At 75.3% G+C, this 24,356-nt stretch carries 22 protein-coding genes; 14 read left to right on the forward strand and 8 right to left on the reverse strand.

Annotation, left to right across the window (positions count from 1 at the left end):
- Nucleotides 1-117 precede the first annotated feature (117 nt).
- From ACI783_RS00510 to pabB, 6 genes are all read right to left on the reverse strand, one after another.
- The gene (locus ACI783_RS00510) at nt 118-1,521 is read right to left on the reverse strand and encodes a short-chain fatty acid transporter (RefSeq protein ID WP_457138618.1); all 1,404 of its coding nucleotides are present in this window, start codon (nt 1,519-1,521) and stop codon (nt 118-120) included.
- Between the two features lie 189 nt (nt 1,522-1,710).
- Nucleotides 1,711-3,024 carry a glucose-6-phosphate dehydrogenase gene (locus ACI783_RS00515; RefSeq protein WP_457138619.1) on the reverse strand — a complete coding sequence of 438 codons (1,314 nt, stop codon included), beginning with the start codon at nt 3,022-3,024 and terminating at the stop codon, nt 1,711-1,713.
- Nucleotides 3,021-3,878: an NAD-dependent epimerase/dehydratase family protein gene (locus tag ACI783_RS00520; protein WP_457138620.1), complete on the reverse strand. Its 858-nt coding sequence runs from the start codon at nt 3,876-3,878 to the stop codon at nt 3,021-3,023. Before ACI783_RS00520 ends, ACI783_RS00515 begins: the two co-directional genes overlap by 4 nt.
- An 81-nt stretch (nt 3,879-3,959) precedes the next feature.
- A complete protein-coding gene (locus ACI783_RS00525; protein ID WP_457138621.1) occupies nt 3,960-5,594 on the reverse strand; it encodes a glycoside hydrolase family 13 protein in 1,635 nt (544 codons plus the stop codon).
- Nucleotides 5,595-5,802: 208 nt separating this feature from the next.
- The gene (locus tag ACI783_RS00530) at nt 5,803-6,204 is read right to left on the reverse strand and encodes a zinc-binding dehydrogenase (RefSeq protein WP_457138760.1); all 402 of its coding nucleotides are present in this window, start codon (nt 6,202-6,204) and stop codon (nt 5,803-5,805) included.
- Between the two features lie 49 nt (nt 6,205-6,253).
- A complete protein-coding gene (gene pabB, locus ACI783_RS00535; RefSeq protein ID WP_457138622.1) occupies nt 6,254-8,023 on the reverse strand; it encodes an aminodeoxychorismate synthase component I in 1,770 nt (589 codons plus the stop codon).
- A gap of 131 nt (nt 8,024-8,154) precedes the next feature.
- Here pabB and ACI783_RS00540 point away from each other — a divergent pair, with 131 nt between their 5' ends.
- From ACI783_RS00540 to ACI783_RS00570, 7 genes are all read left to right on the forward strand, one after another.
- Nucleotides 8,155-9,384 (forward strand): ROK family transcriptional regulator, encoded by a 1,230-nt coding sequence (locus ACI783_RS00540; RefSeq protein WP_457138623.1) that lies wholly within the window; start codon nt 8,155-8,157, stop codon nt 9,382-9,384.
- A gap of 301 nt (nt 9,385-9,685) precedes the next feature.
- Nucleotides 9,686-11,254: a sugar ABC transporter ATP-binding protein gene (locus tag ACI783_RS00545; RefSeq protein ID WP_457138624.1), complete on the forward strand. Its 1,569-nt coding sequence runs from the start codon at nt 9,686-9,688 to the stop codon at nt 11,252-11,254.
- Complete coding sequence (locus ACI783_RS00550) at nt 11,251-12,417, forward strand: ABC transporter permease (protein ID WP_457138625.1); 1,167 nt, start codon at nt 11,251-11,253, stop codon at nt 12,415-12,417. Before ACI783_RS00545 ends, ACI783_RS00550 begins: the two co-directional genes overlap by 4 nt.
- Nucleotides 12,418-12,536: 119 nt before the next feature.
- Nucleotides 12,537-13,592, forward strand: a complete 1,056-nt coding sequence (locus ACI783_RS00555) for a substrate-binding domain-containing protein (protein WP_457138626.1) — start codon at nt 12,537-12,539, stop codon at nt 13,590-13,592.
- A gap of 60 nt (nt 13,593-13,652) precedes the next feature.
- A complete protein-coding gene (locus ACI783_RS00560; protein WP_457138627.1) occupies nt 13,653-14,855 on the forward strand; it encodes a Gfo/Idh/MocA family protein in 1,203 nt (400 codons plus the stop codon).
- Nucleotides 14,855-15,862: a sugar phosphate isomerase/epimerase family protein gene (locus ACI783_RS00565; protein WP_457138628.1), complete on the forward strand. Its 1,008-nt coding sequence runs from the start codon at nt 14,855-14,857 to the stop codon at nt 15,860-15,862. The genes ACI783_RS00560 and ACI783_RS00565 overlap by 1 nt, the downstream gene beginning before the upstream one ends.
- 57 nt (nt 15,863-15,919) lie before the next feature.
- On the forward strand, nt 15,920-16,885 hold the full coding sequence (locus ACI783_RS00570) for a serine/threonine dehydratase (RefSeq protein WP_457138629.1): 966 nt from the start codon (nt 15,920-15,922) through the stop codon (nt 16,883-16,885).
- Nucleotides 16,886-16,915: 30 nt separating this feature from the next.
- On the opposite strand, the gene ACI783_RS00575 is transcribed toward ACI783_RS00570, so the two are convergent.
- On the reverse strand, nt 16,916-18,178 hold the full coding sequence (locus tag ACI783_RS00575; protein WP_457138630.1) for an FAD-binding protein: 1,263 nt from the start codon (nt 18,176-18,178) through the stop codon (nt 16,916-16,918).
- 180 nt (nt 18,179-18,358) lie between these two features.
- Between ACI783_RS00575 and ACI783_RS00580 the strand changes: the two genes are divergently transcribed.
- The 3 genes from ACI783_RS00580 to ACI783_RS00590 all read left to right on the forward strand — a co-directional run bounded on the left by ACI783_RS00580 (nt 18,359) and on the right by ACI783_RS00590 (nt 20,330).
- Nucleotides 18,359-18,523, forward strand: a complete 165-nt coding sequence (locus ACI783_RS00580; protein WP_457138631.1) for an SRPBCC domain-containing protein — start codon at nt 18,359-18,361, stop codon at nt 18,521-18,523.
- Nucleotides 18,524-18,614: 91 nt separating this feature from the next.
- A complete protein-coding gene (locus tag ACI783_RS00585) occupies nt 18,615-19,643 on the forward strand; it encodes an LLM class flavin-dependent oxidoreductase (protein ID WP_457138632.1) in 1,029 nt (342 codons plus the stop codon).
- Between the two features lie 102 nt (nt 19,644-19,745).
- Nucleotides 19,746-20,330: a hypothetical protein gene (locus ACI783_RS00590; RefSeq protein WP_457138633.1), complete on the forward strand. Its 585-nt coding sequence runs from the start codon at nt 19,746-19,748 to the stop codon at nt 20,328-20,330.
- Between the two features lie 61 nt (nt 20,331-20,391).
- Here ACI783_RS00590 and ACI783_RS00595 read toward each other — a convergent pair whose 3' ends face one another.
- Complete coding sequence (locus ACI783_RS00595) at nt 20,392-21,936, reverse strand: ATP-dependent DNA ligase (protein WP_457138634.1); 1,545 nt, start codon at nt 21,934-21,936, stop codon at nt 20,392-20,394.
- 80 nt (nt 21,937-22,016) lie between these two features.
- Here ACI783_RS00595 and ACI783_RS00600 point away from each other — a divergent pair, with 80 nt between their 5' ends.
- From ACI783_RS00600 to ACI783_RS00615, 4 genes are all read left to right on the forward strand, one after another.
- Nucleotides 22,017-22,694, forward strand: coding sequence for a DUF1028 domain-containing protein (locus ACI783_RS00600; RefSeq protein WP_457138635.1), 678 nt, complete (start codon nt 22,017-22,019; stop codon nt 22,692-22,694).
- Between the two features lie 118 nt (nt 22,695-22,812).
- On the forward strand, nt 22,813-23,406 hold the full coding sequence (locus ACI783_RS00605) for a class I SAM-dependent methyltransferase (protein WP_457138636.1): 594 nt from the start codon (nt 22,813-22,815) through the stop codon (nt 23,404-23,406).
- The gene (locus ACI783_RS00610) at nt 23,403-23,978 is read left to right on the forward strand and encodes a hypothetical protein (protein ID WP_457138637.1); all 576 of its coding nucleotides are present in this window, start codon (nt 23,403-23,405) and stop codon (nt 23,976-23,978) included. The genes ACI783_RS00605 and ACI783_RS00610 overlap by 4 nt, the downstream gene beginning before the upstream one ends.
- Nucleotides 23,975-24,352, forward strand: coding sequence for a DUF4267 domain-containing protein (locus ACI783_RS00615; protein WP_457138638.1), 378 nt, complete (start codon nt 23,975-23,977; stop codon nt 24,350-24,352). Before ACI783_RS00610 ends, ACI783_RS00615 begins: the two co-directional genes overlap by 4 nt.
- Nucleotides 24,353-24,356: the final 4 nt, after the last annotated feature.

The following is a 24,356-nucleotide window of genomic DNA, read 5'->3' on the forward strand; positions in this document are numbered from 1 at the left end:
TGGCTCGGGCGGTGAGGCTGGCCGGCCGACCGTGCCGCGGGGAGGCAGCCGGCGGTCGGCGCCTCTGTGACCGCGCTGTGAGGAGTCGGTGAACGGGCCGGCGACCCGCCCCGGCGGTCAGGCCAGCAGCCCCAGCAGCAGCGTCACGGTGCCGAAGACCAGGCCTGACGCGATCAGCGTCACCGTCGTGTAGCCGAGGATGTCGCGCATCTTGAGCCCGGCGATGGCCAGCACCGGCAGGGCCCAGAACGGCTGGATCATGTTGGTCCACTGGTCGCCGTAGGCGACCGCCATGATCGCGACCGCTGGGTCGACCCCCAGGCTCTGGGCGGCGTCGAGCATGACCGGGCCCTGGACGGCGAACTGCCCGCCACCCGAGGGGACGAAGAAGTTGACCACCCCGGCGGAGAGGAAGGCCAGCAGCCCGAACGTCGCCGGGGAGGCGATGTCGACGACGGCGTCGGAGAACACGGCGATCAGGCCGGTCGTCGACATGATCCCCATGATCCCGGCGTACAGCGGGAACTGGAGCAGGATCTCCCCGACGTTGGCGGCGGCGTTCTTCACCAGCGCGATGAGCTCGAACGGGTGGCGGACCAGCAGGAAGATCAGCGCCAGGAACGTCCAGTTGACGATGTCGAGGGTGGCGGTGCCGCCGTCGGCGTAGTGGTGCACCAGGTAGGCGGCCAGGGCCAGGCCGACCAGGGTGGTCAGCAGTCGGCTGCCGTCGACCCGGTCGGCCGGGGTGACCACCTCGTCGTCCAGCGGCACGGCGTCGGAGTCGCGCACGCTCGCCGGGAGCTCGACCACCCGATCACCGCCACGGGGTGCGACCGCGGCCAGCGCGAGGCCGACGACCAGGATGGTGGCCACGGCGGCGGTGATGTTCCACCAGGTGAAGATCGTCTCGCTGACCGGGACGGTCCCGCCCAGCGTCTCGGCGAGGAAGGAGTCCTCGGTCGCGGCGGTGAGCGGCCCGGAGCCGGAGTAGCCCATGTGCCAGATGACGTAGCCGGAGTAGCCGGCGGCCACCAGCAGCGGGAAGTGCAGGCGCAGGCCTCGCTCCCGGCCCTGGACGGCGAGCTCGCGGGCGAGCAGGGCACCGACGACCAGGCCCAGCCCCCAGGTGATCAGCGAGGCCAGCGCCGCGATCACGAAGACGTACAGGTAGGCCTGCAGCGCCGTCCGGGGTACGGCGGCCAGCCGGGTCAGCAGCCGCCGCACCGGCCCGGTGTTGGCCAGCGTGTGCCCGAGCAGCAGGATCAGCGCCATCTGGGTCATGAAGGCCAGCAGCCCCGACAGCCCGTCGCCCCAGCCGTCCAGGACCTCGATCGGGCCGGCATCGGTGAGGAGCAGCGCCAGCGCGGCCACGACGAACGTCAGCACGACGGCGAAGACCAGCGCACTGGGGATGTACCGCTCGACGACGGCGTTCACCGGCCGCATCAGCGAGGCGAGGCCGCCCGCCCGGCCTGGCGAGCTCGATCCGGCGTCGGGCCGGGTGCCTGGCGTCCTGGTCATCGGGCCTCGCTCTCGGGTGGGTCGGCGGGCCCGGTCACGCAGGGCCGGGCCGGGTCGGCGGACGGGCGTCGGCCACCACGGCGAGAGGGCCCGACGACGGCAGCGGCGACGACCCGGATCCTGGCATCCGGGTCGTCGCCGCGCACGCGGCGCCGCGCCGGTCGCCGGAGCCCGCCGGTGCCGTGCGGGTCAGCCGTTGGCGCGGGGCCCGGCGGAGCCGGCGGGGTACTCCAGCAGCACCGGCTCGCCGGCGGACCAGGCACGCCGCACCGGGTCGACGAAGCGCCAGGCCTCCTCCGCCTCGGCGGCGCTGACCGCGGTGCGCGTGCCGCCGGAGAGGACGTCGGCGAGCACCGTGCCGTAGGCGGTGCGCTCACCCGGGGCGTGCACCGCGAACCCGGGGGTGGCCTGGTGCGCGCCGTCCAGGGCGATCTCCAGCCGGTCGTCGGCGACCCGCTCGACCCCCGCCGGGCACTCGGGGGGCACGGGTGTCCGGAGGTGCAGCACCACGCGCTTGCGGTCGGCCGCCATCGCCTTGCCGGTGCGCAGCACGAAGCGGGTGCCGGCCCAGCGGGGTGTGTCGACCTCGAGGACCAGTTCGGCGAAGGTCTCGGTGCCCCGGGCCGGGTCGACGCCGTCCGCGGCCAGGTAGGCGGGCCCGGCGGGGGAGGCGGTGTAGCGCGCCCGGCGGGTGGCCGCCACCTCGGGTACCCGCACCGACCGGAGCAGCTCCAGCCGCACCCGGTGCAGGTCGTCCTCGGCCGGCGTCGCCGGCAGCTCCATCGCCAGCAGCGTGAGCACCTGGACCAGGTGGTTCTGCAGCACGTCACGCAGCGCGCCGGTGCGGTCGTAGAACCCGGCGCGGCCCCCGACGTCCAGCGTCTCCTCCCAGACGACGTCCACCCGGGCGAGGTGCTCGGCGTCCCACCGCGCGGCCAGGGCACTGCCCGGCGCGCGCAGCCCGGGCAGGCCGGCCACCGCCGGCATGCCCAGGAAGTGGTCGACCCGGAAGGCGGCCCGCTCGGCGCCGCCGGTCGCCTCGGCCAGCAGCGCGTTCAGCGACCGGGCGTCCGCCAGGTCCCGGCCGAACGGCTTCTCCACCGCGATCCGGCTGCCCGGCGGCAGGTCCGCCGCCCCCAGGGCCCGGACGGCGGCGGGGAACAGCGACGGGGGCAGCGCCAGGTACGCGGCGACCGGACCGGTACCGGCGAACGCGCCGACCGCGGCCGCGACGGTGCCCGGCTCGCCGAGGTCGACCCGGCGGTAGCGGGCGGCCGTCGCCAGCCCCTGCCGGACGGCGGGCGGCACGTCACCGGCGTGCTCGTGCAGCCGCGCGGCGACGTGCTCGGCGAACCGGGCGTCGTCCCAGTCCTGCTCGGCCGCCCCCACGAGCTGCAGGTCCTCGGGCAGCCGCCCGGCCGCGCTCAGCTCGGCGAGCGCGGGCAGCAGGAAACGGCCGGCGAGGTCGCCGGTGGCGCCGACCAGCAGCAGCCGGGTGATCACCGGGCTCCCGAGTTCCGCCAGGAGCGCTCGGGCTCGAAGCCGAGCAGCCGGCGGGCCTTCTCGATGGACAGGAGGGTCTCGTGCTCGCCCAGCTCCCGGGTCACCGGGACGTCGGGGAACACCTCGGCGGCCAGCTCCGCCGTCGGCCGGGACATCACCGTGTCGGCGTTGGCGACGATGAACACCTCCGGCCCGGGCAGCCGCTGCTCCAGGGCGCGGCGCACCGCCTGGGCGCCGTCGCGGGCGTCGATGTAGCCCCACAGGTTCCACCGGCGCAGCTGCGGGTCGGCGTCGAAGGCCGGGAAACCGGCGTACTCCTCGGGGTACATCACGTTGCTGAACCGCAGGCCGGTCATCGACAGGTCCGGGTGCCACCTGCACAGCTGCCGGGCCAGCTCCTCCTCCAGGGCCTTCCCCAGGGAGTAGGTGGTGGTCGGCCGCGGCGGGTACTCCTCGTCGACCGGCAGGTACGGCGGCGCCTCGTCGAACGGCAGCCCGAGCACCGTCTCGCTGGAGGCCCACACGATGCTGCGCACGCCCGCGCGCAGCGCCGCCGTGTAGACGTTGTACGACGCGGTCATGTTGTTGGCGAAGGTGGCCGCGTTCGGCACCAGCCCCGGCGCCGGGACGGCGGCCAGGTGCACCAGGGCGTCGACCGGACCGTGCTCGTCGAACCCGCCGAGCGCCTCGACGGCCTGGCCGGCGTCGGTCAGGTCGACCACCGCGGACTCGACGTCGGCCCGCGGGCCCGGCACCCGGTCCAGCGCCAGCACGTCCCACCCGTGCTCGACCAGGTGGTCGACCACCACCCTGCCGAGCTTCCCGCTGCTGCCCGTGACCGCGACCCGCGCCATGCGCTTCCCTCCACAGTTGCGACTGCCGTCGGCCAGCCTCACCCACGGTGGCCGGGCGCGCAGGGTGAGGTGGAGCGGGCGTCAGTCCTCGGCGAGCCAGACGGCGCTGTCGGCGGGCAGCGCGACCCGGCCGGCCGAGCGGCGGACGCGGGTGGTCGAGGCGAGCAGCACCGTCCCCGCCGTGCGCACCAGGGTGGTGCCCCCGCCCATGTTGACCACGCACCGCACCACCGATCCGTCGGCCGCGGTGCAGCGCACGGTCAGCACGTCGCCGCGGGTGCTCACCGTCGCCTCGCCCGACCCCAGCGCCGGGTGGGCCGCGCGCAGCGCGAGCGCCCGCCGGTAGAGGGTGAGCATCGAGCCGCCGTCGCGGGCCTGCCGGGACACCGCCCACCGCCCCCAGTCCTCCGGGACGGGCAGCCACGGCTGGACGGCGTCGTCGGTCGAGAAGCCGACCCCGGTGGCGTCGTTCCACGGCATCGGCACCCGGCAGCCGTCGCGGCCGGCCCGGGCGCCGCCGCTGCGGTGGAAGATCGGGTCCTGCTTGGCCTCGTCCGGGACGACGGCCTGCGGCAGCGCCAGCTCGTCCCCGGCGTAGACGTAGGCCGAGCCCGGCAGCGCGAGCATGAGCAGCGCCGCCGCCCGGGCCCGCGCGGTGCCGACGTCGCCGCCGCCGAAGCGGGTGACCTGCCGGTCCTTGTCGTGGTTGCCCAGCACCCAGGAGACCGGGGCGCCGACGGTGCCGAAGGCGTCCAGCGCCGACCGCACGCCGTCCGCGAAGGCGGCCACGTCCCAGCCGGACTTGAGCAGCCGGAAGCAGAACGACTGGTGCATCTCGTCGGGGCGGGAGTACAGCGCCACCTGGGCCGGGTCGGCCAGGCACACCTCGCCGACCAGCATCGTGTCGGGGTACTCGTCGCAGATCGACCGCCAGCGCCGCCAGACGTCGTGCACCTCGGGCTGGTTCCAGGTCATCGCCTGCTCCGGCCCGTGCCCGAAGAGGGTGGGGGAGTAGACGCCGGGGTTGTCGCGCAGCCCGGCGTCCTTGAACAGGCCGTAGGCGACGTCGACGCGGAAGCCGCTGACCCCGCGGTCCAGCCAGAAACGCAGCGTCTGCTCGAAGTCCGCGGCCACCGCCGGGTCGCGCCAGTTGAGGTCGGGCTGCTCGGGGGCGAACAGGTGCAGGTACCAGCGGCCGTCCGGGGTGCGCGACCAGGCCGGCCCGCCGAAGAGCGAGCGCCAGTTGTTCGGCGGCAGCTCCGACGGGGGCGCGAAGTGGTACCGGGAGGCCTCGGGGGAGTCGGGGTCGGCCAGCGCGGTCTGGAACCACGGGTGCTGGTCGGAGGTGTGGTTCGGGACGACGTCGAGCACCACCCGCAGGCCCAGCTGCCGGGCGTCGGCGACGAGGGCCTCCAGGTCGCCGATGTCGCCGTAGTCCGGGTCGACCGCGCGGTAGTCGCTGATGTCGTAGCCGCCGTCGGCGCCGCCGGAGGGGTAGTGCGGGTTGATCCACAGCGCGTCGACGCCCAGCCAGGACAGGTAGGGCAGCCGGGACCGCAGGCCGGCCAGGTCGCCGATGCCGTCGCCGTTGCTGTCGGCGAAGGAGCGCAGGTAGACCTGGTAGACCACGGCCGAGCGCCACCACGTGTCGGCGGTGAGCTCCGGGGTGATCGTCTGCTGCGTGGAGGTCCGCGCCGTTGCGAGCCGAGCTGCCATGCCCCGATCATCGGCAGCTCCTCGCCGCGTCCTCTGTGGCGCGGGTCACGAAGATCGGCCGGGAAGTTCGGCGGTTCTCGACAAGGCGGTGTGCGACCGACTCTCGGACCTGCGGCTCCTCCCGCCGCCCGTCGGCATGATCACCCCGGCTCGAGCGGGGTCATCCCGGCCCGGATGACCCCGCTCGGCCCGGTCTCGACCCGGGCGGTCAGAACTGGAAGACCACCTGGGCGGGGATGGCACCCGAGAGGACGTCGGCCATCGCCTCGTTGACGTCGTCCAGCTTGCGGTCGACGGAGACGACCTCGGTGCGGCCGGCTGCGTGGAGGGCGAAGACGTCGGCCAGGTCGTTCCGGGTGCCGACGATCGAGCCGATCACCGACTTGCCGGACAGCACGGTGTCGAAGATCGGCAGCTGCATCGTGCCGTCGGCGGGGAGCGCCACGCAGACCAGCCGGCCGCCCCGGCGCAGGGACCGGTGGGCCTGGTCGAACGACCGCGGGGAGGCGGCGAGGGCGATGGCGACGTCGGCGCCGCCCATCGCCTGGATGGCCTCGACCGGGTCGGTGGTGGCGGCGTTGACCACCTCGTCGGCGCCCAGCCTGCTCAGCGGCGGGCGGCCCCGGAGAGCCGAACGTCCCGGACCCGTGGGTCACTGGTCAGCCGCGGGGCGCAGCGTCCACCAGCACCGCGGGACGCCAGCCGCGCAGCGAGCTGACCAGCGCCAGCTCCTCGGCGCCGGCCAGGTCGGCGATCCGCAGCACCCGCTCGCGCAGCACGCCGGCGTCCAGCAGCCGGCCGCGCTCCACGCCGGGCAGGCAGCCGACGTCGACCGGTGGGGTCCACCAGGTACCCCCGATCCGCGCGGCCAGCGACGCGACCGTCGTCTCGGTGACCTCGCCGCGCTCGTTGACCAGCACGACGTCGTCGGCCTCCGGGTGCCGCGCTGCCCGCGCGGTGTACACCTCCCGCCGGGTGGTCTTGTGCTGCAGCCAGCGGCTGCCGGAGTCGACCGGCTCGGGGTCGACCACCAGCCGCACCGGTCCGGACGGCGCCGGCGGCAGGTCGGCGAGCTCCACGGTGACCGCGCCGGCCCGGTCCAGCAGCAGCCGGACCCGGGCGTCCGCGGTCCGGCCGGCCACGGCGTCGGCCACCGCGGCGCGCACCCGGTCCGGGTCGCCGGCGAACCCGAGGAAGGCGGCCGAGTCGGTCAGCCGGGCCAGGTGACGGGGCAGGTTCCGCACGGTGTTCCCGTCGAAGGCCATCGTCTCGATGAGGTGGTGCTCGCTGACCGGCTCGGTCAGCACCGCGGCCTTGGCCCGCACCTCGGCGCGCTCGGCGGCCGGGTCCGAGCCCCAGGTGATCCCGCCGCCCACGCCGTAGACGGCCGCGCCGGTGCTCCGGTCGACCACCACCGTGCGGATCGCCACGTTGAACCGGGCCCGGAACGGGGCGCCGGGCGGAGCCACCAGGCCGACCGCGCCGCAGTAGACCCCGCGCGGGCCCGGTTCCAGCTCGGCGATCAGCTGCATGGTGCGCCGCTTGGGCGCGCCGGTGATCGAGCCGCAGGGGAACAGCGCCCGCAGCACGTCGACCAGCCCGACGTCGGCCCGGGTGCGCCCGGTGACCTCCGAGGTCAGCTGCCAGACCGTGGGGTAGCGCTCCAGGGCGAAGAGCTCCGGCACCGCGACGCTGCCCACCTCGGCGACCTGGGCGACGTCGTTGCGCAGCAGGTCGACGATCATCAGGTTCTCCGCCTGCTCCTTGGCGCTGGCCCGCAGCGCGGCGGCCCGGCCGGCGTCCTCGGCGGTGTTCCGGCCGCGCGCGGCGGTGCCCTTCATCGGCCGGGTGCGCAGCCGCTCCCCGTCCCACTCGAGGAACAGCTCCGGGCTGGCGCTGGCGACCACGAACCGGCCGGTGTCCAGGTAGCCGTTGTAGGCGCCCCGCTGGGCCAGTGCCAGGTCGGCGTAGAGGCGCTCGGGGTCGCCGACGTCGCGGGCGCGGAGCCGGTCGGTGAGGTTGCACTGGTAGGTCTCGCCGGCGGCGATGTGCTCGCGGACGGCGGCCACCGCGGCGGCGTGCTCGTCGTCGGTCCAGTCCGGCGCCCAGTGCACGGGCGGCCGCTCCCCGGGCGACGGTGCGACCGGCGGCACCTCCTCGGGTGCGCCGCAGAGGCCGAACCAGGCCAGCGGCAGGCCGCCGCCGGTGGGCGGGGCCACGGGCAGCGCGGGGTCCAGCCCGGCGGCCGCCTCGTAGGCCAGGTAGCCGAACGCCCACCTCCCGGCCGCCGTGGCGCGCTCCACCTCGGCCAGCACGCCGGGCACCTGGTCGGTGCGCTCGGCGACCAGCACCCGGTCCGGGGCCGGGCAGCGCAGCGCGGTGCCGGCGACCAGGTCGTCGAACCGGGCGCCCGGCGCGGTCGCGGTCACGGCTGCCCTCCTGGAGACGACGTCGGTGTCCCGGTGATCTTCGCCCACCGGCTCCCGTGGCCGGGAGCGGGTGTGCCGAACCGGTCGCTCGAAGGCGTCGGACGCGGCTCCAGCGTGCGACCATGGCGGCCGTGGCGCACCCCTCTGCCTCGGCCGGCGCACTGCTGCGGCACGTGCGCGCCGGCCGGGCGCGGAGCCGGGCTGAGCTGGTCGCGCTCACCGGGGCGGCCCGCAACACGGTGAGCGCGCGCGTCGACCAGCTGATCGCCGCCAACCTGCTGGAGGAGGGCGGCCGCGGCTGGTCCACCGGCGGCCGGCCGCCCACCCTGCTGCGCTTCAACAGCCGCGCGGGCTGCGTGCTCGCCGTCGACCTCGGGGTCACCAGCGTCGACGTCGCGGTCACCGACCTGTCCGCGCAGATCCTGGCCACCGTCGGGCACCCGATCGACATCGGTGAGGGGCCCGGCCCGGTGCTGGCCGAGGTCGACCGGCTGGCGCAGCAGGTGCTCGCCGAGGCCGGGCTGTCGGCCGAGGACGTCTGCGCGATCGGCATCGGGGTGCCCGGCCCGGTCGAGTTCTCCACCGGCCGGCCGGTGCACCCGCCGATCATGCCCGGCTGGCACGACTTCTCCATCCCCGGTGCCTTCGCCCGCTACGACTGCCCGGTCTTCGCCGACAACGACGTCAACGTCATGGCGCTGGGCGAGATGGGCATCGCCGGGTCCGACGAGGACGTGCTGGTCGTCAAGGTCGGCACCGGCATCGGCTGCGGCATCGTCGTCGACGGCCAGGTCTACCGCGGGGCGCAGGGCAGCGCCGGGGACATCGGGCACATCTCGGTGCCCCCACCCGGCGGGCGCCCGGTGGTCTGCCGCTGTGGCAACGAGAACTGCCTGGAGGCGATCGCCGGCGGCGGGGCGCTGCTGCGCGACGCGATCGCGGCCGGCCTGCCGGCCACCACGACCCGGGAGCTGGTGCAGCTGGCGGCCCACGGCGACGGGCCCGCGCTGGAACTGGTGCGCAACGCGGGGCGGACGATCGGCACCGTGCTGGCCAGCCTGGTCAACTTCTTCAACCCGCACCGGATCGTGATGACCGGTGGGGTGGCCCAGGCCGGGCCGCCGCTGCTGGCCGGGATCCGGGAGGCGGTCTACGGCCGGTCGCTGCCGCTGGCCGCCCGCACGCTCGAGATCACCGTGAGCGACGCGCCGGACCTCTCCGGCCGGCTGGGTGCCGCGCTGATGGCGATCGAGGGCTTCCTGGACGAGGAGTCCGTCTACGAGTCGGCCCGCAGCGACATCCCGGTGGCCGGCCTCCCGGTCGCCCCGGTGCCGGCAGCCGGCACCCCGACCGCCGGTTGAGCCCCGCCCCCTGAGCCGCCCCTGACGCCCGCCCGCGCGCCACCCGCTGCGGGCGAGCAGTCGGGCGCTGTGCGCCGCGTGCCCGCTTCCCGCCAGGAAGGGCGCCGGGCGCCCGGTGCTGCGCCTCGCGGGCGCCGGCCCACCGCTGAGTGGTTGCGGTTCGGTAACGCGCGACCGCGGCCTTGACCCCCGTGTGACCCCGACCATAGTCTCCTGTTGCGCGTACTTCTGTTCACCGTTGAGCAAAAGTCAGGAGACCCCCGATGGCCGTCGTCCGGTTCCCCGTTCCGGGGACGCCCGCGTGAACGCGCCCGCCGCACCACCGCGGACGCCGCTCCGCGAGGAACCGCTGCTGGAGATGCGCGGCATCGTCAAGCAGTTCCCCGGCGTGCGGGCGCTGGACGGCGTCGACCTCGACGTCCGCGCCGGTGAGGTGCACTGCCTGCTCGGCCAGAACGGCGCCGGCAAGTCGACCTTGATCAAGGTGCTCGCCGGTGCCCACCAGCCCGACGAGGGCGAGATCCGGTGGGCGGGGGAGCCGGTCACGCTCGGCGACCCGCAGGCGGCGATGCGCCGGGGGATCGCGACGATCTACCAGGAGCTGGACCTGGTCGCCGGCCTGACCGTCGCCGACAACGTGTTCCTCGGCCGGGAGACCGCCCGCTTCGGGCTGACCCGGCCGGCGGCGGCCAACCGTGCGGCGGGGGAGCTCCTCGCCCGGCTCGGGCACCCGGAGATCCGCCCGACCGCCGAGGTCGGTTCCCTGCCGGCGGCGGCGCAGCAGATGGTCAGCATGGCCCGCGCGCTGTCCCAGGACGCCCGGCTGATCGTCATGGACGAGCCCTCCGCGGTGCTGGACGGCGAGGAGGTCGAGCACCTGTTCCAGGTCATCCGCGACCTCACCGCCGACGGGGTCGCCGTCGTCTACATCTCCCACCGGCTGGAGGAGATCCGTGAGGTCGGCGACCGGATCACCGTGCTCAAGGACGGCCGCACCGTGGCCACCGGGCTGCCGGTGCAGGACACCCCGACCCGGGAGGTCATCACCTTGATGACCGGCCGGACGATCGAGTACGTCTTCCCGCCGCGTCGCGAGCCGGTCGATCCCGGCGCCGAGCCGCTGCTGGCCGTCGAGGACCTGTCCCTGGCCGGCAGCTTCGAGCGCGTCTCCTTCGCCGTCCGCCCCGGTGAGGTGCTCGGTCTCGCCGGGCTGGTCGGCTCCGGCCGGTCGGAGATCCTGGAGACGGTCTACGGCGCCCGCCGCGCCACCACCGGCACGGTGCGCGTGGGCGGGCAGCGGCTGCGCCCGGGCGACGTGGCCGCCGCGGTCGGCGCGGGCGTCGGCCTCGCCCCCGAGGAGCGCAAGAGCCAGGGCCTGCTGCTGGGCGAGCCGATCTACCGCAACATCACGCTGTCCAGCCTGGCCCGCTACGCCCGCGGCGGGTTCCTGTCCGGCGGCGCGGAGAAGCAGGCCGCCCGGGACCAGGCCGAGGCGCTGGACCTGCGGCCGGTCGACGTCGACCGGGAGGTCCGCACGCTGTCCGGCGGCAACCAGCAGAAGGTCGTGCTGGCCCGCTGGCTGCTGCGCGACTGCCGGGTCCTGCTGCTGGACGAGCCCACCCGCGGGGTCGATGTCGGCGCCCGGTCGGAGATCTACGCGCTGGTCCGCGACCTGGCCGACCACGGGGTGGCCGTGGTCGTGGTCTCCAGCGAGATCCCGGAGGTGCTCGGCCTGGCCGACCGCGTGCTCGTCGTCGCCGACGGCGCGGTCGTCTCCAGCGGGCCCGCGGAGGAACTGGACGAGCACCGGGTGCTCGACCTCGTCATGCACGGAGCGGCAGGCGCCGCCGGACAGGGAGCTGTGGCATGAGCGGCACGACGACGACGCCGGTGACCGGCGCCTCCGCGAGCACGGACGGCGGACGGCAGGCCCGGGGCGGGGGAGGCGGGCTGCTGGCCGGCCCGCTGGGGCGCAACCTCGGCCTGGTGGTGGCCCTGGTGCTGCTCTGCGCGAGCGGGGTGGCCACCGCCGGCGACCGGTTCGCCGACGTGGACAACGTGCTGACCATCCTGCGGCTGGCCGCGGTGATCGGCGTGGTCAGCGTGGGCATGACCTTCGTGATCATCGGCGGCGGCATCGACCTGTCGGTGGGCGCGCTGGTCGCGCTCTCCTCGATCTGGGCGACCACCCTGGCCACCCAGCAGATGGCCGAGGACCTCCACTGGATCGTCATGGTGTTCACCGCGCTGGTGGTGGGGTCGGTGGCGGGCCTGGTCAACGGGGTGGTGATCGCCTACGGCAAGCTGGTCGCCTTCATCGCGACGCTGGCGATGCTGGCCGCCGCCCGCGGTCTGGCCGAGATCATCGCCAACCGGCGCACCCAGATCGTGCAGGACCGGGACTTCATCGCCTTCTTCTCCGGCGACGTCCTCGGCATCCCCACCCTGGTGGTCATCTTCGCGCTGGTCGCCGTCGCCGGCTGGGTGCTGCTGAACCGGACCACGTTCGGGCGGCGCACCTTCGCCGTCGGCGGCAACGCGGAGGCCGCCCGGCTGGCCGGCATCCGCGTGCAGCGGCACACCGTCAAGCTGTACGTGCTCTCCGGGTTCTGCTGCGGCATCGCCGCGGTGATGCTGATGGCCCGGACGACGACCGGCAGTTCCACCCACGGCACGCTCTACGAGCTGGACGCGATCGCCGCCGTCGTCATCGGTGGCACGCTGCTGGTCGGCGGGCGCGGCACCATCGTCGGCACCGTGCTGGGCGTGCTGATCTTCACCACGCTGGGCAACGTCTTCACGCTGAACAACCTGTCCAGCTCCGCCCAGGCGGTGGCCCGCGGCGTGATCATCGTGGTCGCCGTGCTCCTGCAGCAGCGGCTGGCCACCGGCTCGTTCCGGATGCGCGCACCCCGGTCGATGACCCCACCCGGCGGCGCCGCCACCGGCAGCCCGGCCGGCGCCGTGCCCGGCGGCTCGGCCACCGCCGGGGGCCCCGCCGGGGAGCGCCCGGGCGCCGGCCGCACCCCCTGACCTGGTCCGCGCCTGACCTGATCCACGGCATGGCGCCGACCAGCACCACCCCGGCCGGACGCCCGGCCGGGTCCCGTACCCGGCACGACAACCAACCGGCCCCACCGAAGGAGAGAACGATGTCTGCAACGCGGCAGCGCCCGTTCCGGCGCCTGATGACCACCACCGTCGGCCTCGTCGGCGCCGGCGTGCTGGTGGCCGGCTGCACCAGCAACACCCCGGAGGAGTCCTCCTCCGGCAGCGGCGGCAACAACGCGGCCAGCGCCAACGACGAGGCCGGGGAGACGGTGACCATCGGCTTCTCCGCCCCCGCCGCCGACCACGGCTGGATGGCCGGCATCACCGAGGCCGCCCGCGCCGAGGCGGACGGGTACTCCGACGTCGAGCTGGTCGTCGCCGAGGGCACCAACGACGTGAGCACCCAGATCAGCCAGGTGGAGACCTTCATCAACGACGACGTCGACGCCATCGTGCTGCTGCCCTTCGACGGTGCCGCGCTGACGCCGGTCGCCCTGCGGGCGATGGAGGCCGGCATCCCGGTGATCAACGTCGACCGCGAGTTCGACAGCCCCTTCGCCGCCCGGGCCACCGTGCTGGGCGACAACTACGGCATGGGCGTCTCCGCCGGCACCTACATCTGCTCCCGGCTGGGCGACCAGCCCGACGCCGTCGTGGCCGAGATCGCCGGCATCGACTCGCTGCCGCTGACCCAGGAGCGCAGCCAGGGCTTCGCCGACGCGCTGGCCGACTGCGGCCTGGACGTCGACAACCGGGTGGCCGCGGAGTTCACCGTCGAGACCGGGGAGGAGGCGGCGGCGAACCTGCTGCAGGCCGCGCCGCAGATCGATGCCCTCTGGAACCACGACGACGACCAGGGCGTCGGCGTGCTGGCCGCGATCAACAACGCCGGCCGGGACGAGTTCTTCATGGTCGGTGGCGCCGGCTCGGCCAACGCGATGCGGGAGATCCAGTCCGGCGACTCGGTGCTGGAGGCGACCGTCATCTACCCGGCGACCCAGGCGGCCGACGGCATCTCACTGGCTCGGCTGATCGCCCAGGACAAGAGCCTGTCCGACCTGGTCTCGCACGAGGTGCCGCGGCAGATCGTGCTCAACGCCCCGGTCGTCACCGCGGACAACGTGGAGGAGTACCTCGACACCGCGTTCGAGTCCTGATCGCCCCGGGGCGCCGGTGACCTGCTCGCCGGCGCCCCGGTCCTCTCCCTGGAGCCCCGCATGACCTCTGCTGCCCGTCCGGCGCTGCGCGTCGGCCTCATCGGCTACGCCTTCATGGGCGCCGCCCACTCCCACGCGTGGCGCACCGCGCCCCGCTTCTTCGACCTGCCGCTCACCCCGGAGCTCACCGTGCTCGCCGGCCGCGACCCCGTCGCCCTGGCCGCCGCCGCCGACCGGCTGGGCTGGGCGGGCACCGAGACCGACTGGCACCGACTGCTCGAGCGCGACGACGTCGACCTGGTGGACATCTGCACCCCCGGCGACACCCACGCCGAGATGGCGATCGCCGCGCTGGCGGCCGGCAAGCACGTGCTGTGCGAGAAGCCGCTGGCCAACACGGTGGCCGAGGCGGAGGCGATGGCCGCCGCGGCCGAGCGGGCCGCCGCCTCCGGCGTCCGCGCGATGGTCGGGTTCACCTACCGCCGGGTGCCCGCGATCGCCTTCGCCCGCAGGCTGGTCGCCGACGGCCGGCTGGGGGAGATCCGGCACGTGCGCGCCCAGTACCTGCAGGACTGGATCGCCGACCCGGCCGCCCCGATGTCCTGGCGGCTGCAGAAGGAGAAGGCCGGCTCCGGCGCGCTGGGCGACATCGGCGCGCACATCGTCGACCTCACCCAGTTCATCACCGGCGAGCGGCTCACCGGCGTCAGCGCCGTGCTGGAGACGTTCGTCAAAAAGCGCCCGCTGCCGGCCAGCAGCGGGAAGCTGGGCGGGGTCGGGGGAGAGGGCACGGGCGAGGTCACCGTGGACGACGCCGCGGTGTTCCTCGGCCGGTTCGCCGGGGGTGCGCTGGCCACGTTCGAGGCCACCCGCTTCGCGCTGGGCCGCAAGAACGCCATCCGGATCGAGGTCAACGGCTCGGCCGGCAGCCTGGCCTTCGACTTCGAGGACATGAACGTCCTGCACTTCTTCGACGGTGCCGACCCGGCGGCGACCGCGGGCTTCCGCCGGATCGTGGTCACCGAGCCCGAGCACCCCTACGTGGGCGCCTGGTGGCCGGCCGGGCACGGGCTGGGCTACGAGCACGGCTTCACCCACCAGGTCGTCGACCTCGTCACCGCACTGGCCGCCGGCGAGCAGCCCACCCCGTCGTTCGCCGACGGACTGCAGGTCCAGCGGGTGCTCGACGCCGTGGCCCGCAGCGCCGCCGACCGCTCCACCTGGACCGAGATCCCCACCGAGCACGCTCAGGGAGAGAACTGATGCCCCGTCCCGTCACCCTGTTCACCGGCCAGTGGGCCGACCTGCCGTTCGAGGAGGTGTGCCGCCTCGCGTCCGGGTGGGGGTACGACGGCCTGGAGATCGCCTGCTGGGGCGACCACCTCGACGTCGTCCGGGCCGCCGAGGACGACTCCTACGTGCGGAACCGGCTGGACCTGCTGGAGCGCCACGGCCTGCGGGTCTTCGCCATCTCCAACCACCTCAACGGCCAGGCGGTCTGCGACGACCCGATCGACGAGCGGCACCGCGGCATGGTCCACCCGCGGGTCTGGGGCGACGGCGACCCGGAAGGGGTGCGGCAGCGGGCAGCGGAGGAGATGAAGGCGACCGCCCGGGCGGCCCGGGCGCTGGGCGTCGACGTCGTCGTCGGGTTCACCGGGTCGAAGATCTGGAAGACGGTGGCGATGTTCCCGCCGGTGCCCGAGTCGATGATCGAGGACGGCTACGCCGACTTCGCCGCCCGCTGGAACCCGGTCCTGGACGTCTTCGACGAGGTCGGGGTGCGGTTCGCCCACGAGGTCCACCCCTCGGAGATCGCCTACGACTACTGGACGACGGTGCGCACGCTGGAGGCGATCGGCCACCGGGAGGCGTTCGGCCTGAACTGGGACCCCAGCCACTTCGTCTGGCAGGACCTCGACCCGGTCGGCTTCCTCTGGGACTTCAAGGACCGCATCTACCACGTCGACTGCAAGGACGCGAAGAAGCAGGTCGGCAACGGGCGCAACGGCCGGATGGGCTCGCACCTGCCGTGGGCCGATCCGCGGCGCGGCTGGGATTTCGTCTCCACCGGCCACGGCGACGTCCCGTGGGAGGCCTGCTTCCGGATGCTGAACACCATCGGCTACGCCGGGCCGATCTCGGTGGAGTGGGAGGACGCCGGGATGGACCGGCTGGTCGGGGCGCCGGAGGCGCTGGCGTTCGTCCGCCGGCTCGCCTTCGACCCGCCCGCCGCCGCCTTCGACTCGGCGTTCGCCAGCGGGAACTGAGCCGTCCGTGTCCCCGGTCCCCGCGAGGGCCGGGGACACGGATCTAGCCTCGTCGGCGTGACAGCCGAGGAGATCACCCTGCCCGCACCGGTCACCCGGGCGGAGGTCGAGGCGGCCGGCGTCCGGCTCGGCGGGTGGGTCCGGCGCACCCCGACCATCGTCTGGGAGGTGCCGCTGGCCGGCCGCCGGCTGCCGGTGGTGCTCAAGCTGGAGCAGCTGCAGCACACCGGGTCGTTCAAGGCCCGCGGCGCGTTCCACCGGCTCCTGGCCGTTCCCGAGCTGCCGGAGCTGGTGGTGACCGCGTCGGGTGGCAACCACGGCCTGGCGGTCGCGCACGCCGCTCGCGAGCTCGGCGTCCCGGCCGAGGTCTACGTGCCCGAGACCGCACCGCCGGTGAAGATCGCCGGCATCCGGCAGCGTGGCGCGACCGCGGTGCTCGCCGGCTCCTCCTACGCCGAGGCGGCCGCGGCGAGCAGCGCCCGGGCGTCGGCACCGGGCGCGCTGTACGTGCACGCCTACGACGACCGGGACGTCGTCGCCGGGCAGGGCACCGTCGCCAGGGAGCTGGCCGGGCAGGCACCCGACCTGGACACCGTGCTGGTGGCGACCGGCGGCGGTGGGCTGATCGGCGGCATCGCGGCGTACTACGCCGGGTCGGTCCGGGTCCTGTCGGTCGAGACGCGCGGGACCCCGACCATGTCGGCCGCGCTGGCCGCCGGGCGCCCGGTCGACGTCGAGGTCTCCGGGCTGGCCGCGGACTCCCTGGGCGCCCGGCGGATCGGCGGGCACGGGTTCAGCACCGCGCTGGCCACCGGGGTGCAGTCGGTGCTGGTCGACCCCGACGCCGTCCGGGCCGCCCGGCACCTGCTCTGGCAGGACCTGCACGTCGCCGCCGAGCCCGGCGGTGCCACCGCGCTGGCGGCGCTGCTCGCCGGTGCCTACGTGCCGGCGGCGGGGGAGCGGGTCGGCGTCGTCGTCTGCGGCGCCAACGCCGACCCGGCCGACCTGGGCACCGGCGCCTGAGCCGCTCCGCGCGACCTGCTCCCGGCCGGCTCAGCCGGCGACGTACCGCTCGAACCAGTCGTTGCGGAAGGCGCCGCGGGGGTCCAGCCGCTCGACGAGCGACACGAAGTCGCCGTGCCGCGGATAGCGGGCGGCGATCGTCGCGGCGTCGGCGAGGAAGAGCTTGCCCCAGTGCGGTCGGGGGCCGAACGGCTCCAAGGCCGCTTCCAGGTGCACCAGCAGCTCCTCGACGGCGGCCTGGTGGGGCAGCCACGTGAAGTGGAGGCCGACGCTGGGCTCGTCGTGGGCGGTGCTCATCCAGAGGTCGTCGGCGGCGATGGTGCGGATCTCGCAGGTCTGCAGCAGCGGGCGGATCCGGTCGCCGAGCGAGCGCACCGCGTCGATCGCCGCCACCGCGTGCCGGTGCGGCACCAGGTACTCGGACTGGATCTCGTCGCCGTTGCTCGGGGTGAAGCCCATCCGGAAGTGCGGCAGCCGGTCCGACCACGGCCCGGGCACCCCCTGCTGCAGGGTCGCCGGGCCGGACGGCAGTCCGGGGATCGGGTGCCGCTCCCCGTCGGCCTCCACTGCACCGAACAGCTCGCCCGCGGGGCCCTCGCCGGCGTCGGTGCGGGACTTCACCCAGGCCATGTCCACCGCGTCGCCGAAGAGGGTGAAGAGGCTGACGCTGTACCCGGCCGACATCACCTCGTCGAACCGCTCGGCCAGGGTCGTCCAGGGCAGCCCCTCGAACACCCGCTGCCGCACCTCGAAGGCGGGCTCGACGTCGAGCGTGACGCGGGTGACCGCGCCCAGCGCGCCGAGGCCGACGACCATGCCGGCGAAGTCGGCGTCACCCCGCGCTGCCTGCACCACCTCGCCGGTGGAGGTGACCAGCTCCAGCCCGGCCACCGCCGCGGCGAGGTTGCGGTTGGCGACGCCCGACCCGTGCGTGGCGGTGGCCACCGCGCCGGCCACCGAGATGTGGGGGAGCGAGGCCAGGTTGTGCAGCGCCAGGCCCTGCTCGCGCAGCACCTCGGTCAGCTGGCCGTAGCGGACGCCGCCGTCGACGGTGATCGTGCGCCGGTCGGGCGAGACGACGGCGGTGCCGGTCACCGCCTCCAGGGAGAGCAGCTCGGCGGAGTCGGCGACGTCGGTGAAGGAGTGCCGCGAGCCCAGCACCCGCACCCGGGGTGCGGCGGCCAGGATCTCCTGCACCTCTTCGACGCTCGACGGGCGGTGCAGGCGGGTGGCGCGGTAGGTGTAGTTGCCGGCCCAGTTGCGGGCCGCGGTCAGTTCCGCCGTGTCGGTCACGCCCCAGTGTCCCGCAGCCCCGGGCCGGCCGCCCGGGAACCGGTCGAGCGACGTGCACCCCCTTCGACACCGTCGCGGCCGACACCGGGGAGTCATGGTGCGGGACCTGGTCGAGGAGTTCGTCGGCGTCCAGCGCGCGGTGCTGCACCGCGGGAGCGCGGGGGTCGCCGTCGTCCTGCGGTGCCGGTACGACGCGCGGTCACCGACGTGTGGCGCGCGATCACCGACCCGGAGCGGCTGCGCCACTGGTACATCGAGGTGACCGGGGACCTCCGGCCCGGTGGCGTCCTCCGGGGCGCGGGCGAGGAGGTGGTGGCGGCCGAGGGGGAGTGTCCGGGAGGCTGACGCCCGGCCGCGGAACGTGCGGTCTGGTTCACTGTGGTTGAACGTTGAACCTGATCGGTCCGGTCCGCTGCCCCACCCACCTGGAGGACCCGTGCACCTCGGCGTCGACAGCTTCGTCTCGGCCGTCACCGACCCCTCGACCGAGCGCCTCATCGGCCCCGAGGAGCGGATGGAGCACCTGCTGGAGGAGATCGCCCTCGCCGACCAGGTGGGGCTGTACTCCTTCGGCATCGGTGAGCACCACCGGGCCGAGTACTACGACTCCGCGCCCCCGGTCATCCTCGCCGCGGCCGCGGCCCGCACCTCGCGGATCCGGCTGGGCAGCGCGGTCGCCGTGCTCAGCGCCGCCGACCCGGTGCGGGTGTTCCAGCAGTTCGCCACGCTCGACCTGATCGCCAAGGGGCGGATCGACCTGGTGGTCGGGCGCGGGTCGTTCACCGAAGCGTTCCCGCTGTTCGGGCTCAGCCTGGCCGACTACGACGAGCTGTTCGAGGAGAAGCTGGACCTGCTGCTGCGGATCCGCGACTCCGAGCACGTCACCTGGTCCGGCCGGCACCGCCCCGCGCTCACCGGGCAGGGCGTCTACCCCCGCCCGCTGCAGGACCCGCTGCCCATCTGGGTCGGCGTCGGCGGGACGCCGGAGTCCTTCGTCCGGGCCGGGCTGCTGGGGTTGCCGCTGATGGTGGCGATCATCGGCGGGGAACCCCGTCAGTTCGCGCCGCTGGTCGACCTCTACCGGCGGGCCGGCGCCCAGGCCGGGCACGCCCCCGAGACCCTGCAGGTGGGGCTGCACGTGTTCGGGTACGTTGCCGAGAGCACCCAGGCGGCCGCGGACACCATCTACCCCGGCTGGCACCAGATGTTCACCTCGGTCTCCCGCGAGCGCGGCTTCGCCCCGCCGACCCGCGCCCAGTTCGACGCCACCAGCGGCCCGAACGGCGCCTTCTTCATGGGCGATCCCGACACGGTGGCCGACAAGCTGGTCCGGGTCTCCGAGCAGCTGGGTGGGGTGCAGCGGATCTCGCTGCAGATGACCAACCCGCGGCTGGCGCACGCCGACCTGCTGCGCGGCATCGAGCTGCTGGGCACCGAGGTCGCGCCGAGGGTGGCCACGGCCTGACCGGTCGCGGCCTGACTGGTCGCGGTGTGTGCGCGGCCGGGTGCGGGTAGTCGACGGAGGTCTGAGCCCACGGACACCCGGCCGACAGAGGAGGCCGCACGCATGAGCACCAGCGACAACCACGTCCTCGCGCAAGCCGTCCACGACCTGGGCTCCGCGCTCTGGTTCGGGGGCACGGTGATGGGCGTCGCCGGCGTCAACAAGTCCGGCGCCGACCTGGAGCAGGGCATCGACCGGGTGCGGGTGGCCAGCGCCGCGTGGGGCCGGTTCGCGCCGGCGCAGTGGGCCGGAATCGGCGCCACCCTGGTCGCGGGGCTGCGGCTGACCCAGGTGGGCGGGCGCCGGGTGGCGCTGCAGCAGGGCTTCGGCACGGTCGGCGCGGTCAAGGCCGGCCTCGCCGTGGCCGGCGCGGGCGCCACCGCCTTCGCCGCCTACAGCGGAGCCCGGATCGGCCGGCTGGCCGAGGAGGCGGAGCGCCAGACGGGCTCCGTCGAGGTCAAGGACGCCACCATCCCGGCGGCCGGCACCCCGACGGAGATCGCCACCTGGCAGCGCCGGCAGCGGATCACCCAGTTCGCGGTGCCGGTGCTGGCCGGGGCGAACATCGTCTGCAACTCCTGGCTGGTGCAGTCGTACCGGGCCGGCGCGACTCTCAAGGGCGTGGCCCGGCGGCTGCTGCCGAACTGACCGCCCGGGGTGAGCCGGCCTGCCGTCCGCTGTGCCGCGGCCGGACGGACGGCGGCGCGGCTCACGCTCCGGCGAGCAGGGCGCGGACCGCGTCGAGGGTGTCCGCCTCGGCCGGCGTCTTGTCCGGGCGGTACCGCACCACCCGGGCGAACCGCAGCGCCACGCCGCCGGGGTAGCGGGTGCTGCGCTGCGCCCCGTCGACGGCGATCTCCACCACCAGCTCCGGGCGCAGCCGCACACCCCAGTCGGCCTGCTCCACGGCGGCGTCGGGGAAGGTGCGGGTCTGCCAGGCCAGCAGCTCGTCGGTCATGCCCTTGAACGTCTTGCCGACCATCACCGGCTCGCCGCCGTCGGGGTCGCGGGCGCCGAGGTGGAGGTTGGACAGCGTTCCGGTGCGCCGCCCGTAGCCCCACTCGGCGCCGAGCACCACCAGGTCCAGGGTGTGCACCGGCTTCACCTTCTGCCAGGCGCGGCCCCGGCGGCCTGCCGCATAGGGCGCGTCCAGGGCCTTGACCACCACGCCCTCGTGCCCGTGGGCCAGCGCGTCGCCGAGCACCGCCGCCGCCTGCGCCGGGGTCGGCCGCCGCACCCCGGGCATGCGCAGCGCCGCGTGGGCGTCGTGCGCCAGCAGCCCGGCCAGCGCGTCCAGCCGCGCCGCCAGCGGCTCGTCGAGGAGGTCCCGGCCGTCCAGGTGCAGCAGGTCGAAGAAGAACGGGCTGAGCAGGACGTCGGCTCTGCCTTCCCCACCCGGCCCCTCGCTGCCGAACCGGCTCATCGTGTCCTGGAAGGCGCGCGGCCGGCCGTCGTCGTCCAGCGCGAGGGTCTCTCCGTCGAGCACGCAGGCCCGGCAGGGCAGCGCGCGCACCCGCTCGACCAGCTCGGGCACCCCGTCGGTGACCTCGCGGAGCGTGCGGGTCCACACCCGGACGTCGTCGCCGTCGCGGTGCACCTGGATGCGCGCGCCGTCGAGCTTGAACTCCACGGTGACGTCGCTGCCGAGGTCGGCCAGCGCCGCGTCCAGCGACGAGCCGGGGGCGGCCAGCATCGGCCGCACCGGGCGGCCGACCCGCAGCCGCTCGGCGTCCAGCGCCGCCACCCCGCCGGTCAGCGCCGCGGCCGCCGTGCCCGGCAGGCTGCCCGACAGCATGAACGCCCGGCGCACGCTCGCGGCCGGGACGTCGGCCGCGCCGGCGATGGCGTCGAGCACGACGCCCTCCAGCGCGCCCTGCCGCAGCTCGCCGGTGAGGAGCCGGACCAGGAACTGCTGCTCCTCCGCGGTCGCCGCACCCAGCAGGGCGGAGAGGCCCGCGTCCCGCCGGGCCGCCGAACCGGCCCCGGTCGTGGTGGCCAGCAGCTCCAGCGCGGCGTCCACGTCGAGGACGCCGAGGGACGGTGCGCCCGCCGGGCTCCGGGCCAGCCGGGAGAGCGTCCGCCAGCCCACGCCGAGCCGGCCCTGGCGGGGCTCGCCGGCCAGCCACGCGGTGACCGCGCCGACCTCGCCGGCGTCCGCCCGCCGCAGCAGGTCGGCGATCGCGCTGGCCTTGGCGGTGCGCGACCGGGTGGCCGCGACGGCGGCGGAGGCGGCGACGACGTCGGCGAGCAGCACGCCGGCCAGGGTGCCAGCGCCTGGCGTGTCCGCACCCCGCGGTGGCATGGCGGGCCCCGCGGTGGGGAAGGCACCTGACCGTGACCTTCTCCATCGTGGCGTGCTGCCCGCGCACCGGCCAGCTCGGTGTCGGTGCCCTGACGGCGATGGCCGGTGTGGGCAAGATCGCCTGCCACGCCGAGGCAGGTGTCGGGGCGGTCAGCAGCCAGGCCGCCATGAACCCCTACCTGGCCTACGACGGACTCCGGCTCCTGGCGGCGGGGCGGCCGGCGCAGGAGGTGCTGGACATGGTGCTGGCCGTCGACCCCGGTGCCGGCCACCGCCAGGTCGGCATCGTCGACCGCGAGGGCCGGGTCGCCGCCCACACCGGCGAGGAGACCCCCGCCTGGTGCGGGGACCTGCTCGGCGACGGCTTCGCCGTGCAGGGCAACCGGCTGGTCGGCCGGGAGACGCTGGTGGCGACCGCGGAGGCGTTCGCCGCCGAGCCCGGGCAGGACCTGGCCGAGCGCATCGTCCGGGCGCTGGAAGCAGGGGAGTCGACCGGGGCGGACATCGAGGGCGCGCTCTCGGGCACCGTCCAGGTGTACGGCGCGGAGGCGTACCCGCTGTGGGACCTGCGGGCCGACCACACCGATGCCCCGGCCGCCGAGCTGCGCCGGCTGCACGACGACCTGGGGGAGTCGCTGCTGCCGGCGATCCGGCAGCTGCCCACCCGGGACGACCCGCTGGGCGAGATGGTGCGTCAGCTGCAGGGCTGACGCGCCGGACCGTTTCCGGCCGCGGGCGACCGGGCACCAGCCCTCCGTGACCGGGACCCCCGCCTCCGACGGACCCACCTCTGACGGACCCCGCACCCGCGGGGTGCCGCCGACGCTCGTGGACGGCACCCGGCTCTGGGTCGACGCCCGGCTGCGCGCCCTCGTGCAGCGCCGCGCGGAGGCCGCGATCCTCCACCGGCTGGGCGGGGACGCGCCCGGTGGCCGGGCCCTGGAGCTGGGCACCGGCCGGCGCGGCACCGGCCTGCGGCTGGCGCTGGAGCGCTTCGGCGCCGAGCACGTCACCGGCATCGAGCTCTTCCCGGCCTCGGTGCAGGCCGCCCGCACGGCGACCCGCGACCTCGGCGACCGGGTGACCGTGCAGCAGGGCGACGCCACCGCGCTGACCCTCGACGACGCCTCCGTCGACGCGGTGTTCGGCTACCACGTGCTGCACCACGTCGGCCCGTGGCGCGACGTCGTCCGGGAGGCGGCCCGGGTGCTGCGCCCGGGCGGGCGCTTCTACTCCTGCGAGATGACCGCCCGGTTCATCGACAGCCGGCCGCTGCGCGCCGTCTCCCGGCACCCCGCCGACGGCGACCGCCCCACCCCGGAGGGGGTCGCGAGCGCCTGCCGGGACGCCGGCCTCACCGTTGTCGCGCAGGAGACGAAGCTGGCCGGCTGCTGGACCGGGCTGGTCGCGGCCCGCTCGTGACCACCCCGGAGGTCCGCCCCGCCGCCACGCTGGCTGCCGCGCTGCGGCTGCTCGGCCGGCGGTGGCGGGCCGCCTACCTGGCTGCACTCATCGCGGCGTCGGTGAACGCCGTCCCCGACGTGCTGCGGCAGGTGCTCGTCTGGGACGACCCGCGCTACGCCGCCGCCCTCGCCGTCGACGTCGTCGGCTTCGCCACGGGGCTGGTCGCCCAGCTGTGGGTCACCGGGGCGGTGGCCGGGCTGCCGGACGGCGGCTCGCTGCGGCCGGCCGGTGCGCTGCGCCGGGGGTTGGCGATCGCGCTGCGCGCCGTCCGCCGGGCGCCGGGCGCGGTGCTGGCCGGCGTCGTCGCCGGCGGAGCGGTCTCGGCGCTGCTCACCATGCCGCCCTCGGTGGCCGCACTCGGCCTGGACCGGGTGATCGGGCCGCTGGACTCCCCGGGCGTCGTGCCGTTCGCCGTCGCCACGGTCAGCGACTGGGTGGCCAGCACCGCCACCCTGCCCTTCCTGGCCCTCGTGCTCGTGCTGCTGGGTGCCGGTTGGCCGGGCCCGCGACCGGGCACCAGCCGGTCATGACTCGGGACTGGGACGTCACGCGCAAGACCATCGGCTCGCTGTCGGTGTGGCTGGGCACCGGCGCGCTGTTCGCGCCGCGGGCGATCGCCGGCGTGCTCGGCGTCCGCGACCAGGCGGCGCGGGGCGACGTCGCACTGCCGCTGCTGGTGCGCCTCGTCGCCGCCCGGAACATCGCGATGGGCGCCGCCCTGCTGGTCACCCCCGCGCCGCAGGCCCGCCGGACGACGGAGGTGACCCTGCTGCTCACCGCGCTGGACGCGGCCGCAGTGCTGGTGGCCCGTCGCGGACGGGACGTCGCGGACCGCAGCGCCGGGCTGTCGCTGCTCGTGCTGTCGCTCGCGGCGGCCGGCGCGGTGCGCTGGCACCGGCGCTGACCGC

It is taken from the genome of Modestobacter sp. SYSU DS0511 (assembly GCF_054050755.1).